The 22,431-nt window shown below is 68.1% G+C and carries 29 protein-coding genes and 1 pseudogene; 10 read left to right on the forward strand and 20 right to left on the reverse strand.

Annotated elements, in window-relative coordinates:
* Window positions 1–23: 23 nt before the first annotated feature.
* From ACIHCQ_RS05535 to ACIHCQ_RS05560, 6 genes are all read right to left on the reverse strand, one after another.
* On the reverse strand, window positions 24–206 hold the full coding sequence (locus ACIHCQ_RS05535) for a hypothetical protein (protein ID WP_399658272.1): 183 nt from the start codon (window positions 204–206) through the stop codon (window positions 24–26).
* 373 nt (window positions 207–579) lie between these two features.
* On the reverse strand, window positions 580–732 hold the full coding sequence (locus ACIHCQ_RS05540; RefSeq protein WP_399658274.1) for a hydrophobic protein: 153 nt from the start codon (window positions 730–732) through the stop codon (window positions 580–582).
* 510 nt (window positions 733–1,242) lie between these two features.
* The gene (locus ACIHCQ_RS05545) at window positions 1,243–1,668 is read right to left on the reverse strand and encodes a hypothetical protein (RefSeq protein ID WP_399658276.1); all 426 of its coding nucleotides are present in this window, start codon (window positions 1,666–1,668) and stop codon (window positions 1,243–1,245) included.
* Window positions 1,665–2,285 carry a hypothetical protein gene (locus tag ACIHCQ_RS05550; protein ID WP_399658278.1) on the reverse strand — a complete coding sequence of 207 codons (621 nt, stop codon included), beginning with the start codon at window positions 2,283–2,285 and terminating at the stop codon, window positions 1,665–1,667. The genes ACIHCQ_RS05545 and ACIHCQ_RS05550 overlap by 4 nt, the downstream gene beginning before the upstream one ends.
* A 132-nt stretch (window positions 2,286–2,417) precedes the next feature.
* Window positions 2,418–2,591, reverse strand: coding sequence for a CsbD family protein (locus ACIHCQ_RS05555; protein WP_399658280.1), 174 nt, complete (start codon window positions 2,589–2,591; stop codon window positions 2,418–2,420).
* 92 nt (window positions 2,592–2,683) lie between these two features.
* Complete coding sequence (locus tag ACIHCQ_RS05560; protein ID WP_399658282.1) at window positions 2,684–2,866, reverse strand: hydrophobic protein; 183 nt, start codon at window positions 2,864–2,866, stop codon at window positions 2,684–2,686.
* 950 nt (window positions 2,867–3,816) lie between these two features.
* On the opposite strand from ACIHCQ_RS05560, the gene ACIHCQ_RS05565 reads away from it, so the two are divergent.
* Both ACIHCQ_RS05565 and ACIHCQ_RS05570 read left to right on the forward strand, forming a co-directional pair.
* Window positions 3,817–4,173, forward strand: coding sequence for a PRC-barrel domain-containing protein (locus ACIHCQ_RS05565; protein WP_399658284.1), 357 nt, complete (start codon window positions 3,817–3,819; stop codon window positions 4,171–4,173).
* Between the two features lie 28 nt (window positions 4,174–4,201).
* The gene (locus ACIHCQ_RS05570) at window positions 4,202–4,345 is read left to right on the forward strand and encodes a hypothetical protein (RefSeq protein WP_399658286.1); all 144 of its coding nucleotides are present in this window, start codon (window positions 4,202–4,204) and stop codon (window positions 4,343–4,345) included.
* A gap of 193 nt (window positions 4,346–4,538) precedes the next feature.
* On the opposite strand, the gene ACIHCQ_RS05575 is transcribed toward ACIHCQ_RS05570, so the two are convergent.
* Window positions 4,539–4,694, reverse strand: a complete 156-nt coding sequence (locus ACIHCQ_RS05575; protein ID WP_399658287.1) for a DUF6131 family protein — start codon at window positions 4,692–4,694, stop codon at window positions 4,539–4,541.
* Between the two features lie 168 nt (window positions 4,695–4,862).
* Here ACIHCQ_RS05575 and ACIHCQ_RS05580 point away from each other — a divergent pair, with 168 nt between their 5' ends.
* The 3 genes from ACIHCQ_RS05580 to ACIHCQ_RS05590 all read left to right on the forward strand — a co-directional run bounded on the left by ACIHCQ_RS05580 (window position 4,863) and on the right by ACIHCQ_RS05590 (window position 6,491).
* Window positions 4,863–5,309 (forward strand): hypothetical protein, encoded by a 447-nt coding sequence (locus tag ACIHCQ_RS05580; protein WP_399658290.1) that lies wholly within the window; start codon window positions 4,863–4,865, stop codon window positions 5,307–5,309.
* Between the two features lie 90 nt (window positions 5,310–5,399).
* Window positions 5,400–5,552 carry a hypothetical protein gene (locus tag ACIHCQ_RS05585; RefSeq protein ID WP_399658291.1) on the forward strand — a complete coding sequence of 51 codons (153 nt, stop codon included), beginning with the start codon at window positions 5,400–5,402 and terminating at the stop codon, window positions 5,550–5,552.
* Window positions 5,553–5,879: 327 nt separating this feature from the next.
* Window positions 5,880–6,491, forward strand: a complete 612-nt coding sequence (locus ACIHCQ_RS05590; protein ID WP_399658293.1) for a DNA-binding response regulator — start codon at window positions 5,880–5,882, stop codon at window positions 6,489–6,491.
* 418 nt (window positions 6,492–6,909) lie between these two features.
* Here the strand turns inward: ACIHCQ_RS05590 and ACIHCQ_RS05595 are convergent, their stop codons facing one another.
* The 4 genes from ACIHCQ_RS05595 to ACIHCQ_RS05610 form a co-directional block, all read right to left on the reverse strand.
* Window positions 6,910–7,458 (reverse strand): hypothetical protein, encoded by a 549-nt coding sequence (locus ACIHCQ_RS05595; protein WP_399658295.1) that lies wholly within the window; start codon window positions 7,456–7,458, stop codon window positions 6,910–6,912.
* Complete coding sequence (locus tag ACIHCQ_RS05600) at window positions 7,455–9,296, reverse strand: alpha/beta fold hydrolase (protein WP_399658297.1); 1,842 nt, start codon at window positions 9,294–9,296, stop codon at window positions 7,455–7,457. The genes ACIHCQ_RS05595 and ACIHCQ_RS05600 overlap by 4 nt, the downstream gene beginning before the upstream one ends.
* A gap of 204 nt (window positions 9,297–9,500) precedes the next feature.
* On the reverse strand, window positions 9,501–9,680 hold the full coding sequence (locus tag ACIHCQ_RS05605) for a hypothetical protein (protein WP_399658299.1): 180 nt from the start codon (window positions 9,678–9,680) through the stop codon (window positions 9,501–9,503).
* A gap of 57 nt (window positions 9,681–9,737) precedes the next feature.
* Entirely contained in the window at window positions 9,738–9,905 is a 168-nt protein-coding gene (locus tag ACIHCQ_RS05610) for a hypothetical protein (RefSeq protein WP_399658301.1), read from the reverse strand.
* 307 nt (window positions 9,906–10,212) lie between these two features.
* Between ACIHCQ_RS05610 and ACIHCQ_RS05615 the strand changes: the two are divergent.
* Window positions 10,213–10,773: pseudogene (locus ACIHCQ_RS05615) on the forward strand (response regulator).
* A 115-nt stretch (window positions 10,774–10,888) separates the two neighbouring features.
* Here ACIHCQ_RS05615 and ACIHCQ_RS05620 read toward each other — a convergent pair.
* From ACIHCQ_RS05620 to ACIHCQ_RS05660, 9 genes are all read right to left on the reverse strand, one after another.
* Window positions 10,889–11,275, reverse strand: coding sequence for a hypothetical protein (locus tag ACIHCQ_RS05620; protein ID WP_399658303.1), 387 nt, complete (start codon window positions 11,273–11,275; stop codon window positions 10,889–10,891).
* Window positions 11,239–11,526 carry a hypothetical protein gene (locus ACIHCQ_RS05625; RefSeq protein WP_399658305.1) on the reverse strand — a complete coding sequence of 96 codons (288 nt, stop codon included), beginning with the start codon at window positions 11,524–11,526 and terminating at the stop codon, window positions 11,239–11,241. The genes ACIHCQ_RS05620 and ACIHCQ_RS05625 overlap by 37 nt, the downstream gene beginning before the upstream one ends.
* A gap of 210 nt (window positions 11,527–11,736) precedes the next feature.
* Window positions 11,737–13,185 carry a phytoene desaturase family protein gene (locus ACIHCQ_RS05630; protein ID WP_399658307.1) on the reverse strand — a complete coding sequence of 483 codons (1,449 nt, stop codon included), beginning with the start codon at window positions 13,183–13,185 and terminating at the stop codon, window positions 11,737–11,739.
* On the reverse strand, window positions 13,182–14,846 hold the full coding sequence (locus ACIHCQ_RS05635; protein WP_399658309.1) for an ABC transporter ATP-binding protein: 1,665 nt from the start codon (window positions 14,844–14,846) through the stop codon (window positions 13,182–13,184). The genes ACIHCQ_RS05630 and ACIHCQ_RS05635 overlap by 4 nt, the downstream gene beginning before the upstream one ends.
* Complete coding sequence (locus tag ACIHCQ_RS05640) at window positions 14,843–15,595, reverse strand: class I SAM-dependent methyltransferase (RefSeq protein ID WP_399658311.1); 753 nt, start codon at window positions 15,593–15,595, stop codon at window positions 14,843–14,845. Before ACIHCQ_RS05640 ends, ACIHCQ_RS05635 begins: the two co-directional genes overlap by 4 nt.
* Before the next feature lie 24 nt (window positions 15,596–15,619).
* Window positions 15,620–16,168, reverse strand: a complete 549-nt coding sequence (locus ACIHCQ_RS05645) for a hypothetical protein (RefSeq protein WP_399658313.1) — start codon at window positions 16,166–16,168, stop codon at window positions 15,620–15,622.
* Window positions 16,165–18,075 carry an alpha/beta fold hydrolase gene (locus tag ACIHCQ_RS05650; RefSeq protein WP_399658315.1) on the reverse strand — a complete coding sequence of 637 codons (1,911 nt, stop codon included), beginning with the start codon at window positions 18,073–18,075 and terminating at the stop codon, window positions 16,165–16,167. Before ACIHCQ_RS05650 ends, ACIHCQ_RS05645 begins: the two co-directional genes overlap by 4 nt.
* 215 nt (window positions 18,076–18,290) lie before the next feature.
* Entirely contained in the window at window positions 18,291–18,446 is a 156-nt protein-coding gene (locus ACIHCQ_RS05655; RefSeq protein WP_399658317.1) for a hypothetical protein, read from the reverse strand.
* A 24-nt stretch (window positions 18,447–18,470) separates the two neighbouring features.
* Window positions 18,471–18,617 carry a hypothetical protein gene (locus ACIHCQ_RS05660; protein WP_399658319.1) on the reverse strand — a complete coding sequence of 49 codons (147 nt, stop codon included), beginning with the start codon at window positions 18,615–18,617 and terminating at the stop codon, window positions 18,471–18,473.
* Window positions 18,618–18,888: 271 nt separating this feature from the next.
* Between ACIHCQ_RS05660 and ACIHCQ_RS05665 the strand changes: the two genes are divergently transcribed.
* The 4 genes from ACIHCQ_RS05665 to ACIHCQ_RS05680 all read left to right on the forward strand — a co-directional run bounded on the left by ACIHCQ_RS05665 (window position 18,889) and on the right by ACIHCQ_RS05680 (window position 22,425).
* Entirely contained in the window at window positions 18,889–19,878 is a 990-nt protein-coding gene (locus ACIHCQ_RS05665; RefSeq protein WP_399658321.1) for an ABC transporter ATP-binding protein, read from the forward strand.
* Complete coding sequence (locus tag ACIHCQ_RS05670) at window positions 19,875–20,684, forward strand: ABC transporter permease (RefSeq protein WP_399658323.1); 810 nt, start codon at window positions 19,875–19,877, stop codon at window positions 20,682–20,684. The genes ACIHCQ_RS05665 and ACIHCQ_RS05670 overlap by 4 nt, the downstream gene beginning before the upstream one ends.
* 86 nt (window positions 20,685–20,770) lie before the next feature.
* Window positions 20,771–21,802 (forward strand): sensor histidine kinase, encoded by a 1,032-nt coding sequence (locus ACIHCQ_RS05675; protein ID WP_399658326.1) that lies wholly within the window; start codon window positions 20,771–20,773, stop codon window positions 21,800–21,802.
* Window positions 21,803–21,816: 14 nt separating this feature from the next.
* Window positions 21,817–22,425, forward strand: coding sequence for a response regulator (locus ACIHCQ_RS05680; protein ID WP_399658328.1), 609 nt, complete (start codon window positions 21,817–21,819; stop codon window positions 22,423–22,425).
* Window positions 22,426–22,431: the final 6 nt, after the last annotated feature.

Below are 22,431 nucleotides of genomic sequence, written 5' to 3' on the forward strand. Positions count from 1 at the left end.
AAGGGTGCAAGCCGTCACCTCACTCAGCGCCGGCGTCCGCGCCCCCTGGGGGACCAGCCGGACCCCACGCCGCCCGAGTGCACAGCGAGGAGGGCAAGTCCGACAAGCATCAGACTCGTCGGGCTGAAGATCGCCTCGGTCGCCGTCTCGGTTACGTGAATGACGAAGGCGATGACGAAGAGCACGGCCGCCGCGAATGCCAGCATCTGACTTCTCCTGCCGATGGACGGCGAACCACACGTGATCCCGGTGGCTGCGCCGCTACCAGTCGGCTTCCCTGTTCAAGGCCGAGCATTCGTTGGCGATGGGCGTGTGCGCGGTGCCCGGCCGCGGGGGCCGTACACCACTTCCGCGCTGGGCGCGCAGGCACGCCACCCAGGATGAGGCCGCCCGAGGTCACCAGGACGCGGCGCAGTCGTGACGCAACAGGCGCAGATCCCTTCCGGGCCCCTGCGGGGCCGTCTACGTCTCACGGCGGGGGACCTGGTCCCCTTCGATGGCGTGTTCTATCCCGAAGTGGAATGAGCGCCTTTCGTCGTACCACCCGGGTCCTCCTCTGCGAAAGTCATGCGTCGGCTGTCACTGGTGGCTGTGGGCGGATCGGCTACCGCCACGGACCGCGAAGTTGAGGATCCAGATGGCCAGGAGTACGACCGCGACGTACCAAAGGATCAGCATCGGTAGGCCGAATCCGAACAGAATCAGCAGGAGAAGGAGAATCCAGAGAAGCATGGTCGGGCCTCCAGGTCGCGGAAAATTTCCTGTGTTCCGCGGGGTCCCGGCGAAGCGGAAGGAGGAGGACTTCGCCCGGAGAATCCGAAGCGTCAAGGCCCTGCACCGTCGTCGTAAGTCAACGCCGGGCAATGTCTCCTGTCAACGGATCAGTAGGACCGGGAAGTTCTGGGGCTTGATTTCGAGGTTGCTGGTGTGAGAAGCGCCTCGGGGGAGGCCGGGCCCGACCCGGCCGGTAGCAGGAGACATGGTCCTCCCACTGGAAAGGGATGGTGGCACCCTCCCTTTCCAGGACGAGCTGAACCCTTCGTCGTCAAGGAACGGGCGTGAGCAGTGCAGCTCCGGCCACATGGCCCGAAGCGGCACCGCTTCCTCGCCTGGTGAGAATCTGACCGGCTCGGGGCGGGTGGGAATCATGCGGTCTGCCGCCGGCGCCGCGGCTCGGAGATCAACAACTGCCTCCAAGTTCGACGCCGACGGCCTCCCGCTCCGACCTGCATGGCCGGCCACTCACATGCGAAGCAGCCGCTCGGTGATCTCCCGGTACTGCCGTAGGGCCAGCCGCAGTTCCTCTGTCTCCGCTTCGGTGTCCTGGCCCTGCCAGCTCGCTCGCAGGACGCGCCGCCGTTCGGCGAGTGCCTCGGTGAGGTGGGTGGCGACTTCGTCGAAGGCGCTGTCTGCCTGATCCACCGCCTGGCGCGGGCTGTCCACGAAGTTGTTGAGGGCTTGCTGGAGGCGCATGGCCAGCTTGTCTCGTTCCCCCTGAGGGAACAACTGCTGCTCCGAGCCCGGGGTGCGGGCGGGGCTGTCGGCGCTGCTGACCGGATCGCGCGGTTGCCGGGCCGATTCGGTGCGAGGTGCGTGTGGGGCGTTCTGCTCAGCGGGAGCCGGGCTCTGGGCCGGGGGCTGCCCTGCGTGCTCCGCGTTGTACGTCATCGCGTGCCACTTCCCTTCGCGTGGCGCCGGCTACGCGTCCACGGCGTGTGTCGCTGGTCGTCGGGGGATTGCTGACGGCGTCGGCTCGAGTCGGCCGACTGTTCTGTGATCAGTGCGTCGAAGAGGCCTCGAGCCTCGACCATGGCCACCCGCATCTCTTCCGTGTCGCCTTGGCCACGCGCCACCGTGTGCATCCTGAGGTAGCCCTCGACATGGTCGGCGTGGTGCACCGAAATCGCGGCCGCCTGCTCCTCGAACTGCTCGCCGTCGGGGAAGCCCCGGTCCTTCGCCAGCCGCGCCAGCAGCGCGTCGGCCTCGGTGACCGCCTTCTGCGGCGACTCCACGAACTGCTCTTGGATTCCGGCCCACTGGGCCACGTACTGCTCGCGGGCCTCGGGCGGCAGCGGCTGCTCAGCGAGGGAACCGTGCCGCTTCACTCGCTCGTCGAGTTCCCGCTCTGCCGCCTTGGTGTCGCCGTCGTGGCGGGCGACGGCACGGTCGTACTCGGGGCCGAAGCGCCGCTTCAACCCGCGGCCGCCACCGCCGCGGCCGAGTCTGACGAAGAGAGCGGCTGCCACGACAACGACCGCGAAGGCAATGATCACGGCCGTGAACATGGCTGCCCTCTCTGGCTCTTGTGTTGCATTTTCCTCTGCTGCATTCCCATCAACCCCTTTCGGCTCGTGCCCAGCATCGTTGCCTGCCGGGTGATGCCCACGCGACGTGACCACCACCCGGGGCGGTCCTGGTCAGCGCCTGAAGGCGTCCTTGGCCTTCCCGCCGGACTGCTTCAGGTAGCCGACGACTCGGTCGGTCTTCCCTTGCCTCTTCAGCCGCTTGTTGCGGGTGGCTCGGCCAATGCCCTGCGTGATCCGGCCCTTGAGTTCCTGTGCCGTGTTCCTGATCTTCTGTTCGAAGCTCATGACTGTCCTCAACTCGGTACTTGGGTGGGGCTCCCGCGCGGGATTGCCGTACAACTGGCCATTCCCGCAGGCGGGACGGGTCTTGGTACGGGTTACCCGCGGCTTCGGCCATATCGGCGCCCGCCTCGACTGCGACCACCACCGCGGCCGCGCATGGCGAACCCGGCGATCCAGACGACCAGCAGTACAACCGCGACGTACCAGAGGATTTGCATGGTGAAGCCGAACCCGAACAGAACCAGGATCAGCAGAAAGAGAAGAATCCAGAGCAGCATGGCTGCGCCTCCACGCGGTCACAGGGATATGTCCTGCGTTCCGCGGGGGCTGGGCGAAGCGAAGGTGAAGGCTTTGCCCGGGGAATCCGGAGCACCACAGCCCTACGCCGTCGGTGTCAGTCAACGCCCGTCGGCGACCCCTGTCAACATGCCCCTTTTGCTGGGGAGTTGCGCTGGAGCCGTTGGGGCCGCTGGTGTCGACGGAGCCTCGGCAGGGGCTTCAGACGGCTCGGCCGGTGGCAGGACATGGTCCTCCCACCAGGACAGGCCCATCACGGTGCCGAGCAGAACGAAGGGGAGAGCAGCCGGAACGATCAGCGCGTACATGTGTACCGCCAGTTGTCGGATACGTGCGACGTGGCGGGCAGCGGAAGAGGTGCCCGCATGGGGCGCATCGAGGCGGCGCCGGGATCGCATAGCGACGGCGACTGCGGAGCGGCCACGCTCGTGACGAGGCGGGGCTCCTGCATCGATGGGCAAGGTGCGCCCCCGAGGGAGCGCGGTAACTTCTCGACGCTGCCGGGGGCTCGGGCCGCACCACACAAGCTAGTCGTCGACGCACTCCCTGAACAGGCGGCAGGGGCATCTGGCGACGGGCAGGGCTGTCCCACGCAGGGCTGTCTACGGCGTACGGGCAGGACTGCGCTGGTCGGAGAGTCTCGAGCCCCCGGCAGCGATGACCTGTTTCCGCTCCGCGGAGCTTGTGGCGCACAGAGGGGCCGGTTTCTCCCCCATCGCCCTGGGCGCTCTCTATTTGGGGGGAGGCTGCGCAGAGCTCAAAGTCGCGAGCGCGATGCGAAGCCCATGAGCGGTCGCAGAGTGCGTGCGCTGGTTTCGGCGAGCAGGCAGAGACACACTGAGGAGCGCGCAGGCCACAGGCCCGAGTCCAAGTGCTGCTGCCACTTGAACGCGCACGCCCCGAGCCTCGGGGCCTCACGAAGGGACCCAGGATGATCCAGGTGGGCGATATCCGCGACTGGCGCGGCCACGACGTCGTCGACCGCGACGGCCACAAGATCGGCACGCTGGAAGCGATCTACGTGGACACCAGCACCGACGAGCCGGCCATGGCGACCGTCCAGGTCGGTCTGCCCACCCGTAACCGCCTGGTCTTCGTACCGCTGGACGGCGCGACCGTAGGGCCGGGTCACGTCAGGGTCGCCCACGACAAGGCGTTGGTGAAGGACTGCCCCTCGATCGGCACGGACGACGTCCTGCCCGCTGAGGAGGAGGAACCGGTCTTCCCGCACTACGGCCTGACCTACCAGCCGGGCACCGACGGTGAGCGGCAGCTCGCCCGGCGCTGAGCGCGTCCTGTTCCTTCTCGTGCTCGTCGTGGCCATCGTGCTGGGCATCATCGGAGCGGCCGTCGAGGGCATGCTCTATCTGCTCTCCATCGGCGTAGTGCTCCTCGTCGCCGGTGTGGCGTACCTCGCTGTTCGCTCCGCATTGGGCTCACACCGACGCCCGGTCCGCTGATGTGTCGGCTCACACCCTGTCCGCCGAGCGCCGAACGTCGCCCGAAAGTACCGCCGGGTGGCCGCACGCCTGTTGCGCGTGCCGACGCCGCGGGAGGGTGGTCGTGCCGACGTGCGGCAGGGCGAAAACCAGTCCAGATGCCGGGTCGTGCTGCCGGGAACGGATTGGGATGATGCGCGGGAGCCTGCACCCTCTACCAGTAGTGCCGTCGTCCGCCGACCGCGTGACCGAGCGATCCCAGGATCCACAGGACTGCCCCGATGACGAGCAGAATGATCCCGATGGTCCACAGGATGGCGATGTTGGCCACGAAGCCGATGACGAGCAGGATGATTCCGAGGACGATCATGGTGTCCTCCGATCTCGCGGAGTAAATCTCCCTGCCTCGCTGGTCCCCGCCTGCTTTCGGGACAAACCCTGGCACGGTGTTCGGATAACGACGGCCCCTGTGGCAGTGGCTTCCTGATCGGCACAGATCTACCGTAGGAAGATACGAAGCAGATCCTTGGAGCGCGTCATGATCGTCATCCTCGGACTCATCATCCTGCTCGCCGCGGTAGTCGTCGGCGTGGCCGCTGTTGTCACCAACAGTGGCAGCGCGCATGAGCTCACTGGCGGGTTCTCGGTATTCGGCTTCGAGGCGACCGGCTCCACCGGCACGCTCTTCCTCTACGGCATTGTCGTCGGGGCGGCGGCGCTGTTCGGGCTGAGCCTGCTCTTGGCCGGTGCACGCCTCACCTCTCGCCGGGGCAGCACCGGGCGCCACGGAATACTGCAGTCGCGCCGGGAGACGGCCGCGGCCGGCCAGGGTCGCGACGACCTGATCGACCAACGAGAGACCCCCCGCGCGGAGACGCCGTATGCGCAGGGGAACCACTCACCCCAAGGCGATCGCCCTCTGGACCGGGGCAGCGGTCGTCGGAGCAGGCCGCACTGGTTCGGGCACCGATCAGCCCCCCAGTAGGCCGCCGCCGCACGCGCAGGTCGCTCACCGGCAAGCCGCCACCGATGTCCCCCCTCGCGCCCCGACAGAAACTCACCCAGGTGGCCACCCATGAGTATCGCGAAGAAGATTGCACACAAAGCCGAGGCGGTGAAAGGCGGCGCCAAGAAGACTGTCGGCCGCGTCACCGGCAGTCGGCGCCTGCAGGCCGAAGGCCGCGGTGGTCAGGCGAAGCTGGGTGTGATGTTCCGCTGCTACGTTTAGTGCCGACCGGAGGATCGACGCGGCGGATTAGCAAATATCCAGGTCAAGCGGGTCGGCCCGTCGGGCGGCCAACCCCGTCCGCGTTCCCTGTGCTGGATGATCTGGCGTTTCGTCACCTGCCGTCATCCCGGGCTCCAGGCCGACCCCGAACTGCGTGCAGCGCGCACCTCCGACACCGGCGTGGACCACGGCCCGGTGCCCGCACCTGAAACTGGCTGACGACATCCGCGGTTGCCGAGGAGGGCCGCACCTTCCTGGCGGCCTCTAGCATGGTGGCTGGCGAAAGACACCTTCACCACGTACCTCCGAGAACCACGAGGTCTCCCTGTGACAGCCGTACGCGTCCTGCTCGCCGATGACGAGCATCTGATCCGCGGTGCGCTCGCCGCCCTGCTCGCTCTCGAGGACGATCTGACGGTCGTCGCGGAGGCGGCCAGTGGCCCCGAGGCGCTTGCGATGGCGCGGGCGCACCGGCCCGACGTAGCCGTACTGGATCTTCAGATGCCCGGTGCCGACGGTGTGAATGTGGCCACATCCCTGCGTTCCGAACTGCCCGCCTGCCGGACCATGATCGTGACCAGCCATGGCCGCCCCGGTCATCTCAAGCGCGCCCTCGAAGCGGGCGTACGGGGCTTCGTGCCGAAGACCGTCAGTGCGCAGCAACTCGCCGGGATCATCAGGACTATCCACGCCGGAAACCGTTATCTGGACCCGGAGTTGGCGGCGGATGCGATCTCTGCGGGTGACTCCCCACTCACCGCACGCGAGGCCGAGGTGCTCGAGTACGCGGTCGATGGGGCGCCCGTCGCGGAGATCGCGGAGCGGGCGGCGTTGTCGCCGGGCACCGTCCGCAACTATCTCTCGTCGGCCGTCTCCAAGCTTGGCGTCGAGAACCGTCACGCAGCGGTGCGTCATGCCCGCTCGCGGGGTTGGCTATAGCCAGGCGCGCACCATGCGATGTGGAGCATACGAACGTAGCTCAGTTGGTAGAGCGCAACCTTGCCAAGGTTGGTGGCGAGTTCGAATCTCCTCGTTCACAGTCCCGCTTCAGCGAGGATTGCAGCTTTCGTCGGCTGTGGCAGCTCGGGCTTCCAGCTCTCTGGCCGCAGTTGGGCCTATGCGGGCGAGGAGGTGTCAGGCGACTGCTTGTCCTTGGCATAGGGCCGATGCCCGCCGTTGAGGGCCGCGAACCCGCCGCCCGCGCGGGGCGGCGGGTCGCCTGCGGGGGTGGTCGCTCCCCTACTTCTTCGTGCTCCTGACCGCGAGGTAGGCCACGATCGCAATGCCGATGCCGATGCAGATCCACACTGCTACGTTCATGTGCTCTCCAACTGGTATGCGTGCGGTTGGGGTGATCCTAGGGTGGCGTTAAGGCGGTGTACGGCGACACGAAGATCATTTCTGGATCCTGCTCGGTGTCGTAACCGGTGGCTCGCGCCAGGGCGAACTGGAATCCCTCGACGCCTTCTTCTCCGTCACGGCGGACGCGTTCCCTGAGGTACTCGGTGAGGACGCGGTAGCCGGGGGTGCGCTGGACGGTGGAGAAGTTCTTGTCGAGCAGCTGCAGGATCTCGCTGCAGATGTCGAAGATGGCCTTCTCCGGGCGCCGCGTTGGGAACCAGAAGATCTGTCTGAATTTGCGCCCCTCTATGACGTCGACCCCCTTCCAGAGGGACGTCTCGCCCGACGCGTTGAGCGTGCGGTAGAAGAAGTGGTAGTCGTGCTGGGCCGGTTCGGGGGCGAAGAAGCGCCAGTTCGGAAGGGCCGAGAAGCCGTCCTTGAGCTGGATGCGGTTGAACGCCGGGTTCGGGTGCTGGTTGGCGATGGTGCCGACCAGGAGCGTGGCGCCGGCGATCCTGGCCCAAGCGCCTGGGCCGGTGAAGGCAGCCTTGATGAGGGTGTTCACTTCTCGGCTCCCTTCCGGGCAGAGGCAGAGGCAGAGGCAGGAACAGGAGCAAGGGCGTTGGCTGTCGCTGCCGCCGCCGCGCTCAGGAACTTCCTTATGGTGGCGGCGACTTCGGTGCCGTATTGGGCGTTGGTCAGCAGAGAGTCGTGGGTGGACTCGTCCACCACGACGGTCTCCACGTGCCGGCCTTCTCCGCGGTGGGCCTCGGCCAGTTCGTTGTGCATCAGAAGCTGTTCGGCGTCCCGGTCTACTGTCTGCTGTGCGGAGATCACCAGGGCGTCGGTGGCCAGCGCCGGGAGGGGCTCATGGAAGGCGCGGAACTCCTCCTCCACGGCGTTCCACTCGCGGATTCCCGCGCTCCACAGTCGCGCGTCGGCGAGCTGCGCGAAGGCGCGTTCCCTGGCGTACGGGGGTAGTTCCTCGACCCAAGCCGGGCGGGGCATCAGGACCCCAAGACCCCCTTGGAGCGAGAGCTTGACGATGGTGAGCGCCTTGCTGACGCGCTTCGCGGAGTCGTCCTGCTGCTTCGATCTGTTCAGCTCTTCGGGGTGGGAGGAGTCGAGGTAGACGACGGCGTGGACGCGGTCACCCAGCTCCGCCGCTGCGCGGCGGGCCAGTTCGCCGCCAAGGGAGTGGCCCACGAGGACGACGGACTGGTCCTCCTCGGCGTGTGCGTGGACCAGGTCGATCAGGTCGTCGACGGATTCACCCAGGTGGTAGTGGGTGGGGCTGTGGCGTTGGCTGCCTGCGTAGCCCGCGCGGGCGTAGGTCAGGATGCCGTACTTGCTGTCCTTGCGCAGGGCGTCGATGATCCAGCTGAAGTGCTCGGACGTGGAGATCATGCCGTGGGCGAAGACGAGGAGGGGCTGACCAGCCCCGGCCGGGCGCAGCTCGTAGCGGAGCTCGTTGCTATGACGGGTCGTCAGGGACTGGGTGCCCGGCTGTCCTTCGACGGCTCTCAGTCGCCGCTGCACGGCGAGGATCCCGGAGGCGGCTGCAGCTGCTGCGAGCGCGGTGGCCGCCGCGGCGAGGGCGCGGTCGTCGCGTCCAGCGACGGCGGGGTGGTGCCGCGGTGTCGAGGTGTAGGCGACCGCCGGGTGCATTGCGGTGAAGGACGTCACGAAGCGGCCGAGGCCCATCAGGAAGCCGTTGGCGATGTGGAAGGCGCCGGCGCTGGCGATCATAGGGCGGGCAAGCCTCCCGCCGCCGAGGTAGGCGAGCGGGAAGAGACACTCGAGGGCGAGGACGCCATGCGTCAGGTAGCGGGCTGCCCTGGGGTACTTCTGGGTGAGCCGGTACGCGCCTTCGTGGCCGTACGTCCTGGTCCTCATCACGCCGCCCAGGGCGGTGGCGTCCAGCCAAGGCCGGCCGAGGAGCTTTATCCAGCCGGAGACCGTGTAGGAGAGGTTGGCCTGGAGGGCCACGTACCACAGCAGCGCGTCCTGGGTCTGCGGCGAGCGCGAGAGGCGGGCCGCGCCGGTGGCGGTCTGCACGAGGGCGGAGACCTGGTCGGAGCCGTCGGTGCCGTAGCGGTGGCGGGGGTAGAGGGCGAGGGAGCTCGCGCCGAGGAAGAGGCTGCCTGCGCCGCGCCAGCGGCTGTTGCCGGGCAGCAGCATGCCCGCGGAGACCGCTGTCCTGGCGAGGTGGAGCGCGATGGTGGCCTTCTCACTGCTGACGATGTCGAGCGCCTTGCGCGTCAGTGGGGAGGAGAGGGCCGAGGATTCCCGGCCTGTCGCCCAGTTGTTGAGGCCGCCCTTGCGGATTTCCTTGCGCTGGGTCAGATATTCGAGTGACGAGGTGAGCGTGGTTAGGGCGGCGAGCCTTTCGGACAGCCCCATCGCCCTTTTTCGTGGTATGGGTACCGGTCCGAATAAGGCAGCAGCGAGCTTTCTGGGAACGGTCACCGTGGCCTCCATCGGCGGGGGATATGACGGACGCATGGCCCTGCTGGACCGGTTGCCGGTCCAGCAGGGCCTGCAGGGCTGTGCTGCCTAACCGAATGGCCTTACGGCCAAATAGTCGGGGCGCTCAATGGCCGAATATCAGCCGCGGCCGGCCTCGAAGGCGCCTACCAACGCAGAGGAGATGGCGACACCGCCGAGAAAGGCCGCCGGTGTCGCCAGAACCGGTGCGGACTCCGGGAAGACGATGGCCTTGTCATTCGACATCTCGGCGTCCATAAGGGCGGCGGACGAGTTTATCTTGGCGAGGACGTCTTTCATTCCTGCTCCCGTCAGTGCGATTGAAGTGGGGATGTTCCGTTACGGCTGGCGGAAGTGCTAGCCGACGGCCTTGCCGAGCGCGAACGCGCCGGTGACGAGGGCGGCACCACCGAGAAAGGCCGACGGGGTCGCCAGGACCGGAGAGGCCTCCTGTGCGACGTGACCGGTCTCCTCCTTGGTGAGGGGCCCCTGCTCGGCGAGAGAGTTGATCTTCTCTTCCAGCATTTCAATCTCCTTTCACATGATTCACGGATTGTTTCCGGACAGGGGAGGGCCAGTCTTGCTTTCAGAATGAAGGCACCCAAATTTCATGGGCATCACCGAACGAGCGGCGATGTGATCCGCTTCCCCGTGTGGTCCGCAGTCCGCGGACGGCGGCTACGAGAGAGATGAAATCACTCTCTCAATCACTCCCCTATGACGCACATCACATAGAAAGCGGAACCCTTGACACCAAACCGCTGACATTTGTCATGTGAGGCCATGGGAAGACTCACCAAAAGCGGCTACGGGTGTCGGTGAAAATTGGTTCATGAATTCTCCATCGTACGTGATCCGTGTTCTGCCGGCCGACGACGAGCACCTTATCTGTGGCGCACTGGCGACCCTCTTCTGGGAACACCGGCCCGACATCGGTGTGCTCGATCTCCACATGCCGACCATGGATGGGATCGAGGTCGCCGAGACGTTACGAGATGAGGAGCCGTGCCCCCGAATCGTGATCGTCACCAGCCACGGCCTGCCGGGCCAACTCCGGCGCGCTATGGCCGCCGGGGTGTGCGGCTTCCTGCCCCAGACGGTCCCCGCGTAAGACCTCACCGGCGTGTTGCGCACGGTGCACGCCGGGCATCGCTATGTGGACGCGCAGCTCGCGGCGGAGGCCATCAGCGCGGGCGATTCCCCGCTGTCCTACCGGGAGGCTGACCTCCTCCACCTGGCGTCGGACGGCGCGTCCATCGCCAGGATTGCGCAGCGCACGGGGCTGTCGCAGGGGACGGTGCGCAACTACCTGTCGTCCGCGACGATCAAGTTGGGGGCGCAGAACCGGTACGAGGCCTGCCATATCGCCCGCAAGCATGGCTGGATCTACTGACCGAGCGGGACGTTCGGGGGCAGGCAGGCAGGCAGGCAGGCAGGCAGCGCAAGGGAAAGGGCGCGGGCCGGCACCGAAGTGCCGGCCCGCGCCCGGGCGGGAGTGGTGTCCGCGGTCAGCGGAGGGTGTGCGGCCTCGTATCCGTCCAGTGCTCGTCGATGTGGGCGAGGGCCGACTGGCGGTCCAGGAGTTCGCCGAGGAGCGCTTTCAGCCTGCTGCGCGTCTCCATGGCGAGCCGGAAGGAATAGCCGGGCAGGTCGGTGCACTCCTCGCGCCACTGTGCGGTGGGTCGGTGCCGGTACTTCACATGGAACAGGTCCCAGTACTGGCCCTGGGTGTGTTGGACGATGTCGAGGATCCGCACCGGGCCGCCGCGGGACACCAATAGGGCCGGCCCGCCGTCGCCGTTGACGGTCACGGGGTGCCGGTAGCGGGTCGCCGCCGCAGGTCTGCTGCCGTGGACGATCAGGACGTGGTCCGACGACCGGTCGGCTGCGCGCACACCGCGGGCCACGAGGAGCGCAGGCGTGATCGAGACGCAGCCGAGGCCCCCACCGAGAAGACCGTCGCTGTCTCGGCTCCGAGCAGGTGCTGAAGGCGCGTCGGCTCGGAGCTGAGGAGGGTCTCCGGAGCCCGGGACTCCACCGTGACCAGCGCGCCCAGGTCGCGGGCGGCGAGTCCGGCGCGGTCCAGGGCGCGGCGGGCGGCGCGCTCGGCGAGGTCGACTGCACCCAACTGGTCGTCGACACCCACCGTTTCGATGCCCAGTCCCTGCCGGGTGCGGCGTTCCGCCTCGTCCCGGGCCGTGAGAGTGGCGACCTCGACGGCCCGCTCCGGCAGGTACGAGGCGGCGGCGCGAACCGCGAGGGGCGCGGGGGCGGGGCGGGGGTGTGCGGGGCCATGCGTCCTGCCTTCCGTGCTTGGGGAGTTCCGTACTCGCGGATTCGTTGCTGTGGGCTTCTGTTACGCGTCCTCGCGCGGCGCGAGACTCGGCGCCGTGCGGATCCCGTGCTCGCGGCGGAGCGCCGAGAGCGCGGCCAGGTATCCGGACATGCCGTGCACACTGGGGCCCGGCGGTGTGGAGGCCGAGCACAGGTACACGCCGGGCAGCGGGGTCCGGTACGGATCCCACTGTGCGGTGGGGCGCAGCAGGGACTGGCGGACAGTCATGGCCCCAGCGCCGATGTCGCCGCCAACGTAGTTGGGGTTGTACGTCTCGTACTGAGCGGCGCTCACTCCGCGCGCGGCGACGACTGTGTCGCCGAAGCCCGGCGCGTACCGCTCGATTCGGCGGGTGATGAGGGCGACGGGGTCGCGGGTGTCGCCGTGCGGGACATGGGCGTACGCCCACACGGGGCGTTTGCCGCCGACGGCCCGGTCGGGGTCGGTGGCGGCCGGGTCGACGAGCAGCACGAACGGTTCGGGGTCCTGGATGCCGCGTACGGCCGCCGATTCCGTACGGAACATGTCGGCGCGCGTGCCACCAAGGTGGACGGTGCCCGCCCGGCCGGTGTCGGGATGGGCCCAGGGGATGGGCCCGGACACCAGGAAGTCGGCCTTTGCGGCGCCCGGCCCATACCGGAAGCGGCCCAGGGCCCGGCGGTAGCGGCCCGGCAGCCGGTCTCCGGCGAGCTGGAGGAGGCCCTTGGGGCTGGTGTCGAGCAGTACCAGGGGCACGCCGCCGAGTTCGGCGAGGTCCTTGATGGGCTGCCCGGTGCGGATGCGTCCACCGTGCGCCACGATGTCCGCCGCGAGAGCGTCGGCGATGCGGGCGCTGCCGCCCCGGGGCAGCGGCCAGCCCGTGGTGTGCGCCAGGTGCCCCAGGAGCAGCGATACGGCGCTGGCGGCGAGCGAGGGGAGCCTGCCGACGGCGTGTGCGGCGACGCCGGTGAGCAGGGCGCGGGCGCGTTCGGTGCGCAGCGGCAGACGGGTGGCGTGGGCGAGGACGCGGGGGGCGAGGAGGAGCGGGGCCACCAGGTCGCGGGGGAGGTCGCGCTGTCCGGAGAGGATGAGGTCGACGACGCCCTGGCTGTGCCCGGCGAGCGGTGCCATGAGGCGCCGCCAGCGCCTGCCGTCGGCGCCGAGTCCTCCACTGGTCGCGGTGAGGTCGCGGTGGGCAAGGACGGTGTCGCCGCTGTCCAGCGGGTGGGCGTAGGGGATCTCGGGCTGGAGGAGCTCGACGCCGCGCGCGGTCAGGTCGAACTCACGGAAGAAGCGGGACGCCGCCGCCATCGGGTGCACCGCGGCGCAGATGTCGTGGTGCACGTCGGAGTCGAAGAGCGCCTCGGTGCGCAGGCCGCCACCGATTGTGTCGTGCGCTTCGTACAGTTCGACGCTGAGGCCGGCCCGCAGGAGGGTGACGGCGGCGGAGAGCCCATTGGGGCCCGTACCGACGACGACGGCATCCGTCATGCCACGCCCTCCTTGGTGATCTCGTGGACCCGTCCGCCGTCGATGGCGAGTTGGGCGGCGGCGGCACGGATGGTGGTTGGCCGGTGGGCGATCGCCACCACGGCCCGGTCCTCGGCGATCCGCACGACGGTCTCCAGCAGGGTGTGCTCGGCGGCAGCGTCGAGGTTCGCGGTGGCCTCGTCCAGCAGGAGGATGCGCGGGCGGGTGAGGAGCGCGCGGGCGACCGCGAGGCGCTGCTGCTGGCCACCGGACAGGCCGGTGCCGCGTTCGCCGAGTTCGGTGTCGAGGCCTTGCGGCAGGCGGTCGACCACGTCGGCGAGCTGGGCCTGTTCGAGGGCGGCCCGGATCTCGGGGTCCGTGGCGTCGGGGTGGGCGTAGACGAGGTTGTCTCGGATGGTGCCGCGCATGAGGGTGTGGGCTTGGTCGACGTAGCCGATGAGGGAGCGCAGCTGATCGAGGGGCATCGTGGCGATGTCGGTGCCGTCGATGTGTACCGTCCCGGCGTCAGCGATGCGCAGCCGGGTGAGGAGTTGGAAGACGGTGGTCTTGCCTGCGCCTGACGGTCCGGTGATGGCGGTGAGGCCGCGGTCGGGGATACGGAAGGAGACGCCGTCCAAGACGCGGTGGTCGGCGCCGGGGTAGGTGAAGTCGACGTCCTGGAAGACCACACCGGTGGCGGAGGCGCCGGGGGCGAGGGCCGTCGCCTCGCGCCGCGCCGCGACTGTCTCCTCCTGCTCCAACCGGTCGAGCTCCATGACGCGGCCGAGGGCCGCGCGGCCCTGCTGGAACTGGCTGATCGACAAGAAGAGCAGCACGAGCGGCGATACGAGGTAGAAGAGGTACATCATGAAGGCCGTCAGGTCGGCTGCGGCGAGACCACCGGTGGTGACCCGGGCCATCCCCCACGTCAGGATGACGGTGAGCGCGACCTGTGTGCCGACGTTCATGGCCGGGGTCATCAGTGCCTGCAGTGCGGAGACTCTGATCCCGGACCGCCGTGCGGTGGCCGACGCTGCGGTGATGGTGTCGGTCTCCCGTTGCTCGGCGCGCGAGGTCTTGACGACGGCGGCGGCCTGGACGGCGCGCATCAGGGCGGATCCGAACGCAGCCGTGTCCTGGTGGTTGGCGACGGCCGCGCCGCGCACCTTGCGGGCGATGCCCAAAGCGACAGCTGCCGCCGCGCCCAGGCACACGAGGGTCGCGCCGAGCAGCGGCAGGTCGATCCAGCTCATCAGGACGATCCCGCCGATCGCCATGAATCCCGAAGTGATCATCTGGGCCAGGGCGTTGGACACGGCGATGCGGGCGAGACCGGTGTCGGCGACCATCCGCGTGAACAGATCACCTTCCACCCAGCGGTCAAGCTCCCGCAGGCGTGCCCGCAGCAGGCGCCCGGTGAGGGTGCGGCGCAACTGGTGCACCACGTCCTCGCCGGTGCGCCCGATCACGTAGGCGTGCGCGGCCGCGAGCGCGGCGTCCGCCGCGAACAGCGCGGCGGCGAGCAGCACAGGCCACAGGAGCGTCTCGTCCGCCGCGACCGCCTTGATGACCTCGCCGATGACGAGCGGCTGAGCGAGCGTCGCCGCAGCGCCGAGCAGCCCGAGGAGGGTGCCGGTCGCGAGGAGGGCACGGTGCTGGACGATCAGCGCGCGCAAGGTCACGGTGTCGCCTTGCGGTATATGGCGGTGACCAGCGGGGACGCCTCGCTGTACTCGGTGAAGTCCCAGTCCCCGTAGCGGTGCTCGGGCGTGAGGCCGGCGTTCCGCGCGTAGGCGTCGATCTCGTCGGGCGCAGTGAGACGCGACAGTTCCGATCCGACACGTGTCGTGCCGCCCGCGTACCAAATGTGAGAGCAGTGCCACAGCTCCCCGTCGAGGAGGGTGGAGTGGGTCTGGAGACCGGTGTCCGGCTCGGGGTAGGGGACGAAGTACGTGGTGCGCCGCTGTCCCTCGTGGAGGGCAAGCACTGCGGGTTTGTTGTGGGTCTCGACGATCAGTCGCCCGCCCGGCACGAGCGAGGCGGCGGCCCGGTCGATGACTGCCTGCTGGTCGGCCGGGTCGGTGATCATAGAGAGGGTGGCGCAGATGATGTAGACGAGGCCGTACGTCTCGTCGCTGCGCCAGCTCCTGATGTCCGCGTGCACGGACGTGACCAGGGCGGATTTCGGGTCGCCGCGCAGTGCGTCGAGCATCTCGGGCGAGGAGTCGACGCCCGTGACCTTGCCGATGATGCCGCTCAGCGGGATGGCGATGCGCCCGCTGCCGACGCCCAGTTCGCAGGTGCCTGCGCCGGGGTCGGGGTGCCAGGCGGCGATCCGCTTGGCGGTGTGCGCCGCCGTGGCGTCCTTGGGGAAGATCCGGTCGTACCAGCCGCCGAACTGGGCGCCGTACCCGATGTCCGCAACGTCCATGAGTTCCTCCAGGTCAGGTGTGGGTCACGCCATCGGGGTGTAGGGGGAGACGAAGAGCATTTCCGTCTCTTCGCCGGGGTCGTAGCCGCTCGTCCTGACGTAGGCGAACTGGAAGCCTTTTGCGTCGTTTCGGCCGCTCTCGCGGATCTCCCGGCGTAGGTGGTTGACGAGGAGGCGGTAGGAAGGCAGGCGCTGGACGGTCTCGAAGCCCTTGTCAATGAAGCGGAGGATCTCGTCGCCGATGTCGAAGATCGCCTTGCCGACACGCCGATCGGGGAACCAGACCATGTGCTGCACGGTGCGGTTCGGGACCAGTGAGAGCTCCGTCCACTCCGAGGTTTCACCGGCCCGCGACAAAGTGCGATAGAGGAGGTTGGAGTCGTGGACGGCCGGGTTGGGGGCGAAGAAACGCCAGTTGGGGATGGCGTGCAGCGCGTCCCTCCGTCGGACCCGGTCGAACAGGTCGCTGGGGTGCTGAGCCACTACCGTCGCGGTGAGGGCGGCGGCTCCGGCGATGCGCCAGCCGGCGCCGGGGCCGCGGACCGCGTCCCGCAGGATGTCGACGGCCTTCATCGTGCGGTCCCTTCCTTGTGCCTTTGGTGGTCGGCGGCGGGAGAGCCCAGGGCCGAGGTGGCGACGCCGATGGAATCGGCGGCGAAGGTGGCGATGAGGCGCGCCACCTCAATGGCGTGTCCGGGCTTGGTCAGCAGCCCGCTGTGGTCCGCTCCCTCGATCACCGCCGTGTGGGCGCCCTCCTGGTGCGCCTTGGCGAGTTCGCCGTGCATGAGCAGCTGCTCGGGGTCCCGGTCGACGGTCTGCTGCGCGGAGACAACCAGGCCGCGGCCTGGGACGGACGGCAGGTTGCCGCACGCATCGCTGAACTCCGCCTGCACGGCGGCCCATTCGCGGCGGCCGGCCCGCCACAGCAGACCGTCGGCGTACTGCGCGAAGACCCGACTGCGTACCGATTCGGGAAGGTCATCCAGCCACGTGGGGCGAGTCAGTAGGGAACCGGTGCCCATGCGCAGGAACCACTCCATCTGCTTGAAGTTCTCTGAGAGCCGGCCGGCCGCCTTCGCCTGCCAGGTCGAGCGCAGCAGCTCTGCGGGGTGGGAGGAGTCGAGGTACACCACGCCGTCGAGGCGATCGGCGAGGAGGGGCGCGGCGCGCCGTGCGATGTCTCCGCCCAGCGAATGCCCAACCAGGATCACTCGGCGTCCCGGGGCTACCGCGCTCTGGACGAGGTCCGCCAGATCCGCCACGGATTCCCCCAGGTTGTAAGGCCCTTCGGCCTTACGGAGCGAGCCGTTGTATCCAGCCCGGGCGTAACTGAGCAGACCCAAGCGGGTGTTGTCCTCCAGGTGGTTGATGATCCAGGAGAAGTACTCGGGTGTGGCGACCATGCCGGTCTCGAAGACGAGGACCGGCTGGCTGGAGTCGCCTTCGGTGTGGGACTCGTACTGCAGGACGTTCCCGGACCGAGCTGTGAACAGCGTTCCGCCAGAAGGTCCTTGACGGACCCTCATGCGCCGCTGGATCGCCGACACTACGGATCCGGCTGCCGACAGGCTCAGCGCCGCGGCGGCGAGCGGGAGGAGGCGGTCGTCGCGCCGGGCGCCGACGGGGTCCGACTTGGGGATGGCGGTGTAGGCGACGAGCGGGTGCATGGAGGTGAAGGCGGTGAAGAATCGACCGAGGCCCATCAAGTAGGCGTTGGCACCGTGGAACAGGACAACGGAGCCGATGACCGGGCGCACAAAGCGCCCGCCGAAGGCGTATATGAAGGGGAAGCCGCACTCCAGGGCCAGCACGGAGTGGGTCAGCAGCCTGGACGCCTTGGGGTGCTTCTGCGTCCAGGCCCACATGCCGGAGTGGCCGTACGTGCGGGTCCGCATGACGCCGGGCAGGGCGGTGGCATCGCGCCACTGCTTCCCGAAGAGCTTGACCCAACCGGAGATGGCGTAGGAGAGGTTGGCCTGAGCCGCGATGTACCAGATCAGGGCGTCCTTGGCGGAGTCGGACGGGACGAGCCGCGCGGCGCCGGTGGCCCCCTGCACGATGAGCGATACCTGGTCGGACCCGTCGGTACCGTAGATGTGACGGGGGTAGATGAAGAGGCCGCTCGCGGCGAGGTAGAGGCTGACGGCGCCGCGCCACTTCTGGTTGCCCGGCGTCAGCAGCGCGGCGGCGGCGAGGGAGCGGCTCACGTGGATCGCAGTGGTGGTGCGGCTCCCCGAGACGCCGTCCAGAACCTTCCGCAGCATGGGGCTGGTCTGAAGCTGCAGGTCGCGGACGATGCTCCAATCGCTCAGCCCACCGGGCTCCGTCTGCTTCCGCTGAGTCAGGTACTCCAGGGAGGAGTTGAGCGTGGTCAGCGCGCCCAGGCGCTCGGAGATGCCCAGAGCGCGGTCGCGGGACAGGCTGGGCGGCTTCAGCACTGCCTGGGTGAGCCGGCGCAGGACATACCCGGGTCGTCGCATGGCGCACTTCCCCTTCTGAGGATGACGAAGGCGGATGGGGTGAGGTGTGTCGGGACGGAGTAGACGGCCCGGCCGGAGGGAGACCGGTGGAAGTCGTCGGACAGGTCCGGGGGCACTCCGCCCGAGGGGCGAGGCAGAAGTCTGCGTACACGTCCGCTGCACGCAGACCCCTGCTTGGCTCCCGCCGGGTGTTACTCGATTACCCGGCTACTCGTTCACTTGCCGAAGATCTTGCCGGCGGCGAAGCCGGCCGCGAACGCTACGGTTACGGCGGCGACGGGGGTCGCGAGGACCGGGGTCTGCGGGATGTTGATCTGGCCCTTGTCCGTCTCGGACAGCTTCGACTCGGCCTTCACAGTGATCTCGCGCATAGCGAACTCCTCAATGAGAATTGATCATTTGATGGCGGCAGTCACAACAACACCGCTGGCAATGGTGACAACGGCGGCGGGAGTGGCCAGGACCGGGCTGTGCGCCACGTAGATCTGACCCTCGTCCGTCTCCAACAGCGTCGCTTCGGCCCTCACGGTGATCTCGCGCATGGCTACTACTCCCTAGTTGCTGCTACTTGTTCACGAAGGGGACTGCCGTTCTCCCGCGCACGGTCATCCCCGTACGCGAGGGTGCCCAGGCCCCCGATCCGTTCCGCCGGGTGGGGGAGCGCCGGTCACGCAGTGGATACAAGCAGCCTCTGAGGGCTACGGTTATGACGCAGGTCACACTCGCGACTTGAGGTGATCCCTCCAATCGCTTGGCACGCGTCACAGTCCTGATGTGACAGATGTCAGAGCAATCCATGACTCTGCTAATGCCGTGACCTGCGAATTCGCTGCCAGGATCAAGGGCGTGACCATCACCGAGCCCAAAAATGTGATCGACGCCACAGCCCTTTGGCGGCGGTATGGCAGTGAGACCGACGGTTACACGGCGGTACGCGGCATCGACCTGACCGTCCCTGCCGGCCGGGTCTTCGCCCTCTTGGGGACCAACGGTGCGGGGAAGACCTCGACCCTGGAGCTCCTCGAAGGGCTCGCCGCCCCCACTCGGGGACACGTCCGCCTCTTCGGCGACCAAGATCCCTTCCTGCAGCGCCGCAGCACCCGCTCCCGGATGGGCATCATGCTCCAACACGGCGGCTTCTCCCGGGACTTGTCGGTCCGCGAGACGCTCCGCATGTGGGCGAGCTGCACCACGGCGCCCCGCCCGATCGGCGAGGCCCTGTCCATGGTCGGTCTCACCGACCGCGCGGACGTCATCGTCAAGCACCTCTCCGGCGGCGAGAAACGGCGCCTCGACCTCGCACTCACCACGCTCTCCCACCCCGAACTCATCTTCCTCGACGAGCCCACCACCGGCATGGACCCGGAGGGCCGCCACGACACCTGGAAGATCATCAAGGAACTCAACGAGCAGGGTGCGACCGTCGTAGTCACCACGCACTACCTGGAAGAGGCTGAGCAGCTCGCCGACCAGCTCGCGATCATGCACGAAGGGCAGATCGCGACGACCGGGACCGTCGGCCAGATCGTGGCGGCGCACCCGTCCACGCTCAGCTTCCGACTGCCCGTCGGGGTCCCCGTCGACCGGCTGCCCTCCATCGAGCATCTGCAGGCGACCGCGGTCGACGACACCGGCTCCCGAATCCACCTCCAGACCCGCGACCTCCAGACCACCACGCACCTCCTGTTGGACTGGGCGGGTGGGCAGCGCGTCCGCCTGGAGGAGTTCGACGCCCGCTCCGCCTCGCTGGAAGAGGCGTTCCTGCACATCGCCCGCTCGTCGGAAACGGACCCCCAGCTATGACCGCCCCTGCCCCCGTCCGTACCGCTGCGCCCTCCTACTTCACCGACGCGGTGCGCCACCTCAAGGGCCTGAGCCGCGCCGAACTCGCGCTGTTCGCGCGCTCGCGGATGAACCTCTTCAACGTACTGGTCATCCCGGCAATGATCATCTGCTCTATGCTGGCCATGACGCGCCAGTACTCCCTGGACGAAGAGACGGGTCGGGGGCTGGGCCAGATGATGATCGCCACCTCCCTCGTCATCATCCTCATCCTGGTCATCTACTCCCCCCTCACGGCCGTGTACGTGGTCCGCCGCGAGGAGGCCGTGCTCAAGCGGCTGCGCACGGGCGAGGTAGCCGATCCGGTCATCCTGATCGGCTGCGCGATCCCCTATCTCGCCGTCGCCGTCACGCAGTTCGCCGTGATCGCGGTCGTGCTCTCGGCCGTGTCGGTCGGCGCCCCGGACCTGCCGCACCTCGCAGTCCTGGCCCTGCTGCTTGCCATGCCGCTGTGCATCGGCCTCGCGGCCGTCTCCAGCGTCGCCTGTCGGACCTCCGAGGCGGCGCAGGGCGTGGCCACGCTCGGGCTGCTGGTGCTGCTGCTGACGTCCGGAGCCGCCGTACCGCTGGAACTCCTTCCCGACCCCGTGGAATCGGTGCTGCACTTCTTTCCGCTCACACCCGTCGTCGATCTGGCCAACTCCGCCTGGACCGGGGAGGGAAATTCGGCCGGAATAATCGCGATCAGGTGTGCGACTCTTTTGGGATGGTCCGTGGTCATGTCATTCGCAGCACGTCGCGTCTTCCGCTGGGACCCGCGCCATTGAACACCCCTCGCCGAGATGCCGCGAAATTAGCGAGGCAAACCCGCCAAGGGTTGGCCCTCTGCCTGGGAGCTCCCCCACTGGCATTCGTGGCTATCGCGGATATCCCGTCCCCGCACCCCATCCTCATACTTGTATCCGTCCTTTACGCCCTGCACATGGCAGCCCTGCTGCGGCCTGTGTGGACCGGAACTCCCTACCGGGTCACTCCGCTCGTCCCGCTTGCCCCCACCCTCGTGTGGCTGGCCTGCCTGTGGCTCCTCCCCCTCGCCGACGCGCTGGCGCAGACGGATGTCGCCTCGCTCGCCGGGGTCGCCGTCGTCCCCGCGGCGATAGCGGTGGCCGACCTCTCCTGGCGCGTGCGGGTGTACACGGGCGTGGCGTGCATCGCCGTCGCCGCGGTTTTCACCCTCCCTACCCCGCTGCCTGCCTCGGCCGCCGCCGGCGGTGTGTTCCTCACCGTCATCGCCGCCATTCACTCGACGATGTGGCCGGTCTCCGTCATCGGTCGGCTGGAGGCCGCGGCGGAGGTGGAGGCACAGCTGGCGGTGGCCGAGGAGCGGCTGCGGATGGCCCGCGACCTCCACGACACGCTGGGGCGGAATCTGGCCATCATCGCTCTCAAGTCGGAACTGATCTCCCGTACAGGTGCGCTGGAGGAGATGGAGGAAGTGCAGAAGTTGGCGAGGAGTTCCCAGAATGAGATACGCGCGGTGGTGAACGCCGCCCGCAGACCCTCCCTCCTGGGCGAACTGGAGGGTGCCAGGTCGCTGCTGCGCGCCTCCGGGATCCAATGCACCGTCGCCGACGTCAATCGTGTAGCGGAGCTCCCCGACGCTATCCGCGAAGTGCTTGGCTGGGCCGTGCGGGAAGCGGTTACGAACGTCATCAGGCATGCCGCCGAGGCCAGCACGTGCACCATCTGCCTCACGTCTCCCCGCCCGGGTGAGGTCGCACTGGAAGTCGTCAACAACGGCGCGCGCCCCGCGTCAGAACAGCCCCTGGCAAGCGGCACGGGCTTGGCCGGCTTGGAGCAGCGCATCACCCCGCTCGGCGGGCGGCTGGAACATGGTCCGCTGCCCCGTGGCACGTACCGCCTCTTCGTCACTCTCCCTCTTTAAAGAAAGGCTGAGCCATGCCGATAAGAGTCCTCCTTGCCGACGACGAGAAGTTGATACTGGGAGGACTGTCCGCCTTACTGGCCACGGAGGAAGATCTTACGGTCGTCGCGGAGGCGGAGGACGGCACCAAAGCGCTGAACCTTGCGAAGAAATACATTCCCGATATTTGTGTCCTTGATCTGAATATGCCGGGCAAGGATGGAATCAGCGTCATACGAGACCTGCACTACGCTCACCCTTCCATTCGCTGTCTGATCGTCACCTCCCACGCGGCCCCCGGCTGTTTGAAGCAGGCGCTGATGGCGGGGGCCCGCGGTTTCCTCCCGAAGACGACGTCTGCGAGGGAACTGGCGTCGATCATCCGGGTGGTGCACGGAGGGGCGCGCTACATCGATCCGGACATGGCGGCCGATGCGATCTCGGTGGGCGAGTCCCCGCTAACGAAGCGGGAGGCGGACATCCTCTCGCTGGCCGCGGACGGCGCGCCGATAGACGAGGTGGCGGAGCGCGCGGTGCTGGCACCGGGGACGGCGCGCAATTACCTGTCGAACATCACGGTGAAACTGAAGGTGGCGAACCGCCACGAGGCGGTGCACATGGCGCGCCAGTACGGATGGATCTGATCCCGC

This window comes from Streptomyces sp. NPDC052236 (assembly GCF_044548015.1).
GTDB lineage: Bacteria > Actinomycetota > Actinomycetes > Streptomycetales > Streptomycetaceae > Streptomyces.

What these genes read in the sequence shown, in the direction of transcription:
- ACIHCQ_RS05645 (WP_399658313.1), bottom strand. Translation starts at nt 16,168, where the DNA reads ATGAAGGCCGTCGACATCCTGCGGGACGCGGTCCGCGGCCCCGGCGCC.
- ACIHCQ_RS05650 (WP_399658315.1), bottom strand. Translation starts at nt 18,075, where the DNA reads ATGCGACGACCCGGGTATGTCCTGCGCCGGCTCACCCAGGCAGTGCTG.
- ACIHCQ_RS05565 (WP_399658284.1), top strand. Translation starts at nt 3,817, where the DNA reads ATGATCCAGGTGGGCGATATCCGCGACTGGCGCGGCCACGACGTCGTC.
- ACIHCQ_RS05550 (WP_399658278.1), bottom strand. Translation starts at nt 2,285, where the DNA reads ATGTTCACGGCCGTGATCATTGCCTTCGCGGTCGTTGTCGTGGCAGCC.
- ACIHCQ_RS05585 (WP_399658291.1), top strand. Translation starts at nt 5,400, where the DNA reads ATGAGTATCGCGAAGAAGATTGCACACAAAGCCGAGGCGGTGAAAGGC.
- ACIHCQ_RS05575 (WP_399658287.1), bottom strand. Translation starts at nt 4,694, where the DNA reads ATGATCGTCCTCGGAATCATCCTGCTCGTCATCGGCTTCGTGGCCAAC.
- ACIHCQ_RS05670 (WP_399658323.1), top strand. Translation starts at nt 19,875, where the DNA reads ATGACCGCCCCTGCCCCCGTCCGTACCGCTGCGCCCTCCTACTTCACC.
- ACIHCQ_RS05555 (WP_399658280.1), bottom strand. Translation starts at nt 2,591, where the DNA reads ATGAGCTTCGAACAGAAGATCAGGAACACGGCACAGGAACTCAAGGGC.
- ACIHCQ_RS05680 (WP_399658328.1), top strand. Translation starts at nt 21,817, where the DNA reads ATGCCGATAAGAGTCCTCCTTGCCGACGACGAGAAGTTGATACTGGGA.
- ACIHCQ_RS05535 (WP_399658272.1), bottom strand. Translation starts at nt 206, where the DNA reads ATGCTGGCATTCGCGGCGGCCGTGCTCTTCGTCATCGCCTTCGTCATT.
- ACIHCQ_RS05545 (WP_399658276.1), bottom strand. Translation starts at nt 1,668, where the DNA reads ATGACGTACAACGCGGAGCACGCAGGGCAGCCCCCGGCCCAGAGCCCG.
- ACIHCQ_RS05605 (WP_399658299.1), bottom strand. Translation starts at nt 9,680, where the DNA reads ATGAAAGACGTCCTCGCCAAGATAAACTCGTCCGCCGCCCTTATGGAC.
- ACIHCQ_RS05540 (WP_399658274.1), bottom strand. Translation starts at nt 732, where the DNA reads ATGCTTCTCTGGATTCTCCTTCTCCTGCTGATTCTGTTCGGATTCGGC.
- ACIHCQ_RS05580 (WP_399658290.1), top strand. Translation starts at nt 4,863, where the DNA reads ATGATCGTCATCCTCGGACTCATCATCCTGCTCGCCGCGGTAGTCGTC.
- ACIHCQ_RS05600 (WP_399658297.1), bottom strand. Translation starts at nt 9,296, where the DNA reads ATGGGGCTGTCCGAAAGGCTCGCCGCCCTAACCACGCTCACCTCGTCA.
- ACIHCQ_RS05560 (WP_399658282.1), bottom strand. Translation starts at nt 2,866, where the DNA reads ATGCTGCTCTGGATTCTTCTCTTTCTGCTGATCCTGGTTCTGTTCGGG.
- ACIHCQ_RS05610 (WP_399658301.1), bottom strand. Translation starts at nt 9,905, where the DNA reads ATGCTGGAAGAGAAGATCAACTCTCTCGCCGAGCAGGGGCCCCTCACC.
- ACIHCQ_RS05660 (WP_399658319.1), bottom strand. Translation starts at nt 18,617, where the DNA reads ATGCGCGAGATCACCGTGAGGGCCGAAGCGACGCTGTTGGAGACGGAC.
- ACIHCQ_RS05630 (WP_399658307.1), bottom strand. Translation starts at nt 13,185, where the DNA reads ATGACGGATGCCGTCGTCGTCGGTACGGGCCCCAATGGGCTCTCCGCC.
- ACIHCQ_RS05655 (WP_399658317.1), bottom strand. Translation starts at nt 18,446, where the DNA reads ATGCGCGAGATCACTGTGAAGGCCGAGTCGAAGCTGTCCGAGACGGAC.
- ACIHCQ_RS05640 (WP_399658311.1), bottom strand. Translation starts at nt 15,595, where the DNA reads ATGGACGTTGCGGACATCGGGTACGGCGCCCAGTTCGGCGGCTGGTAC.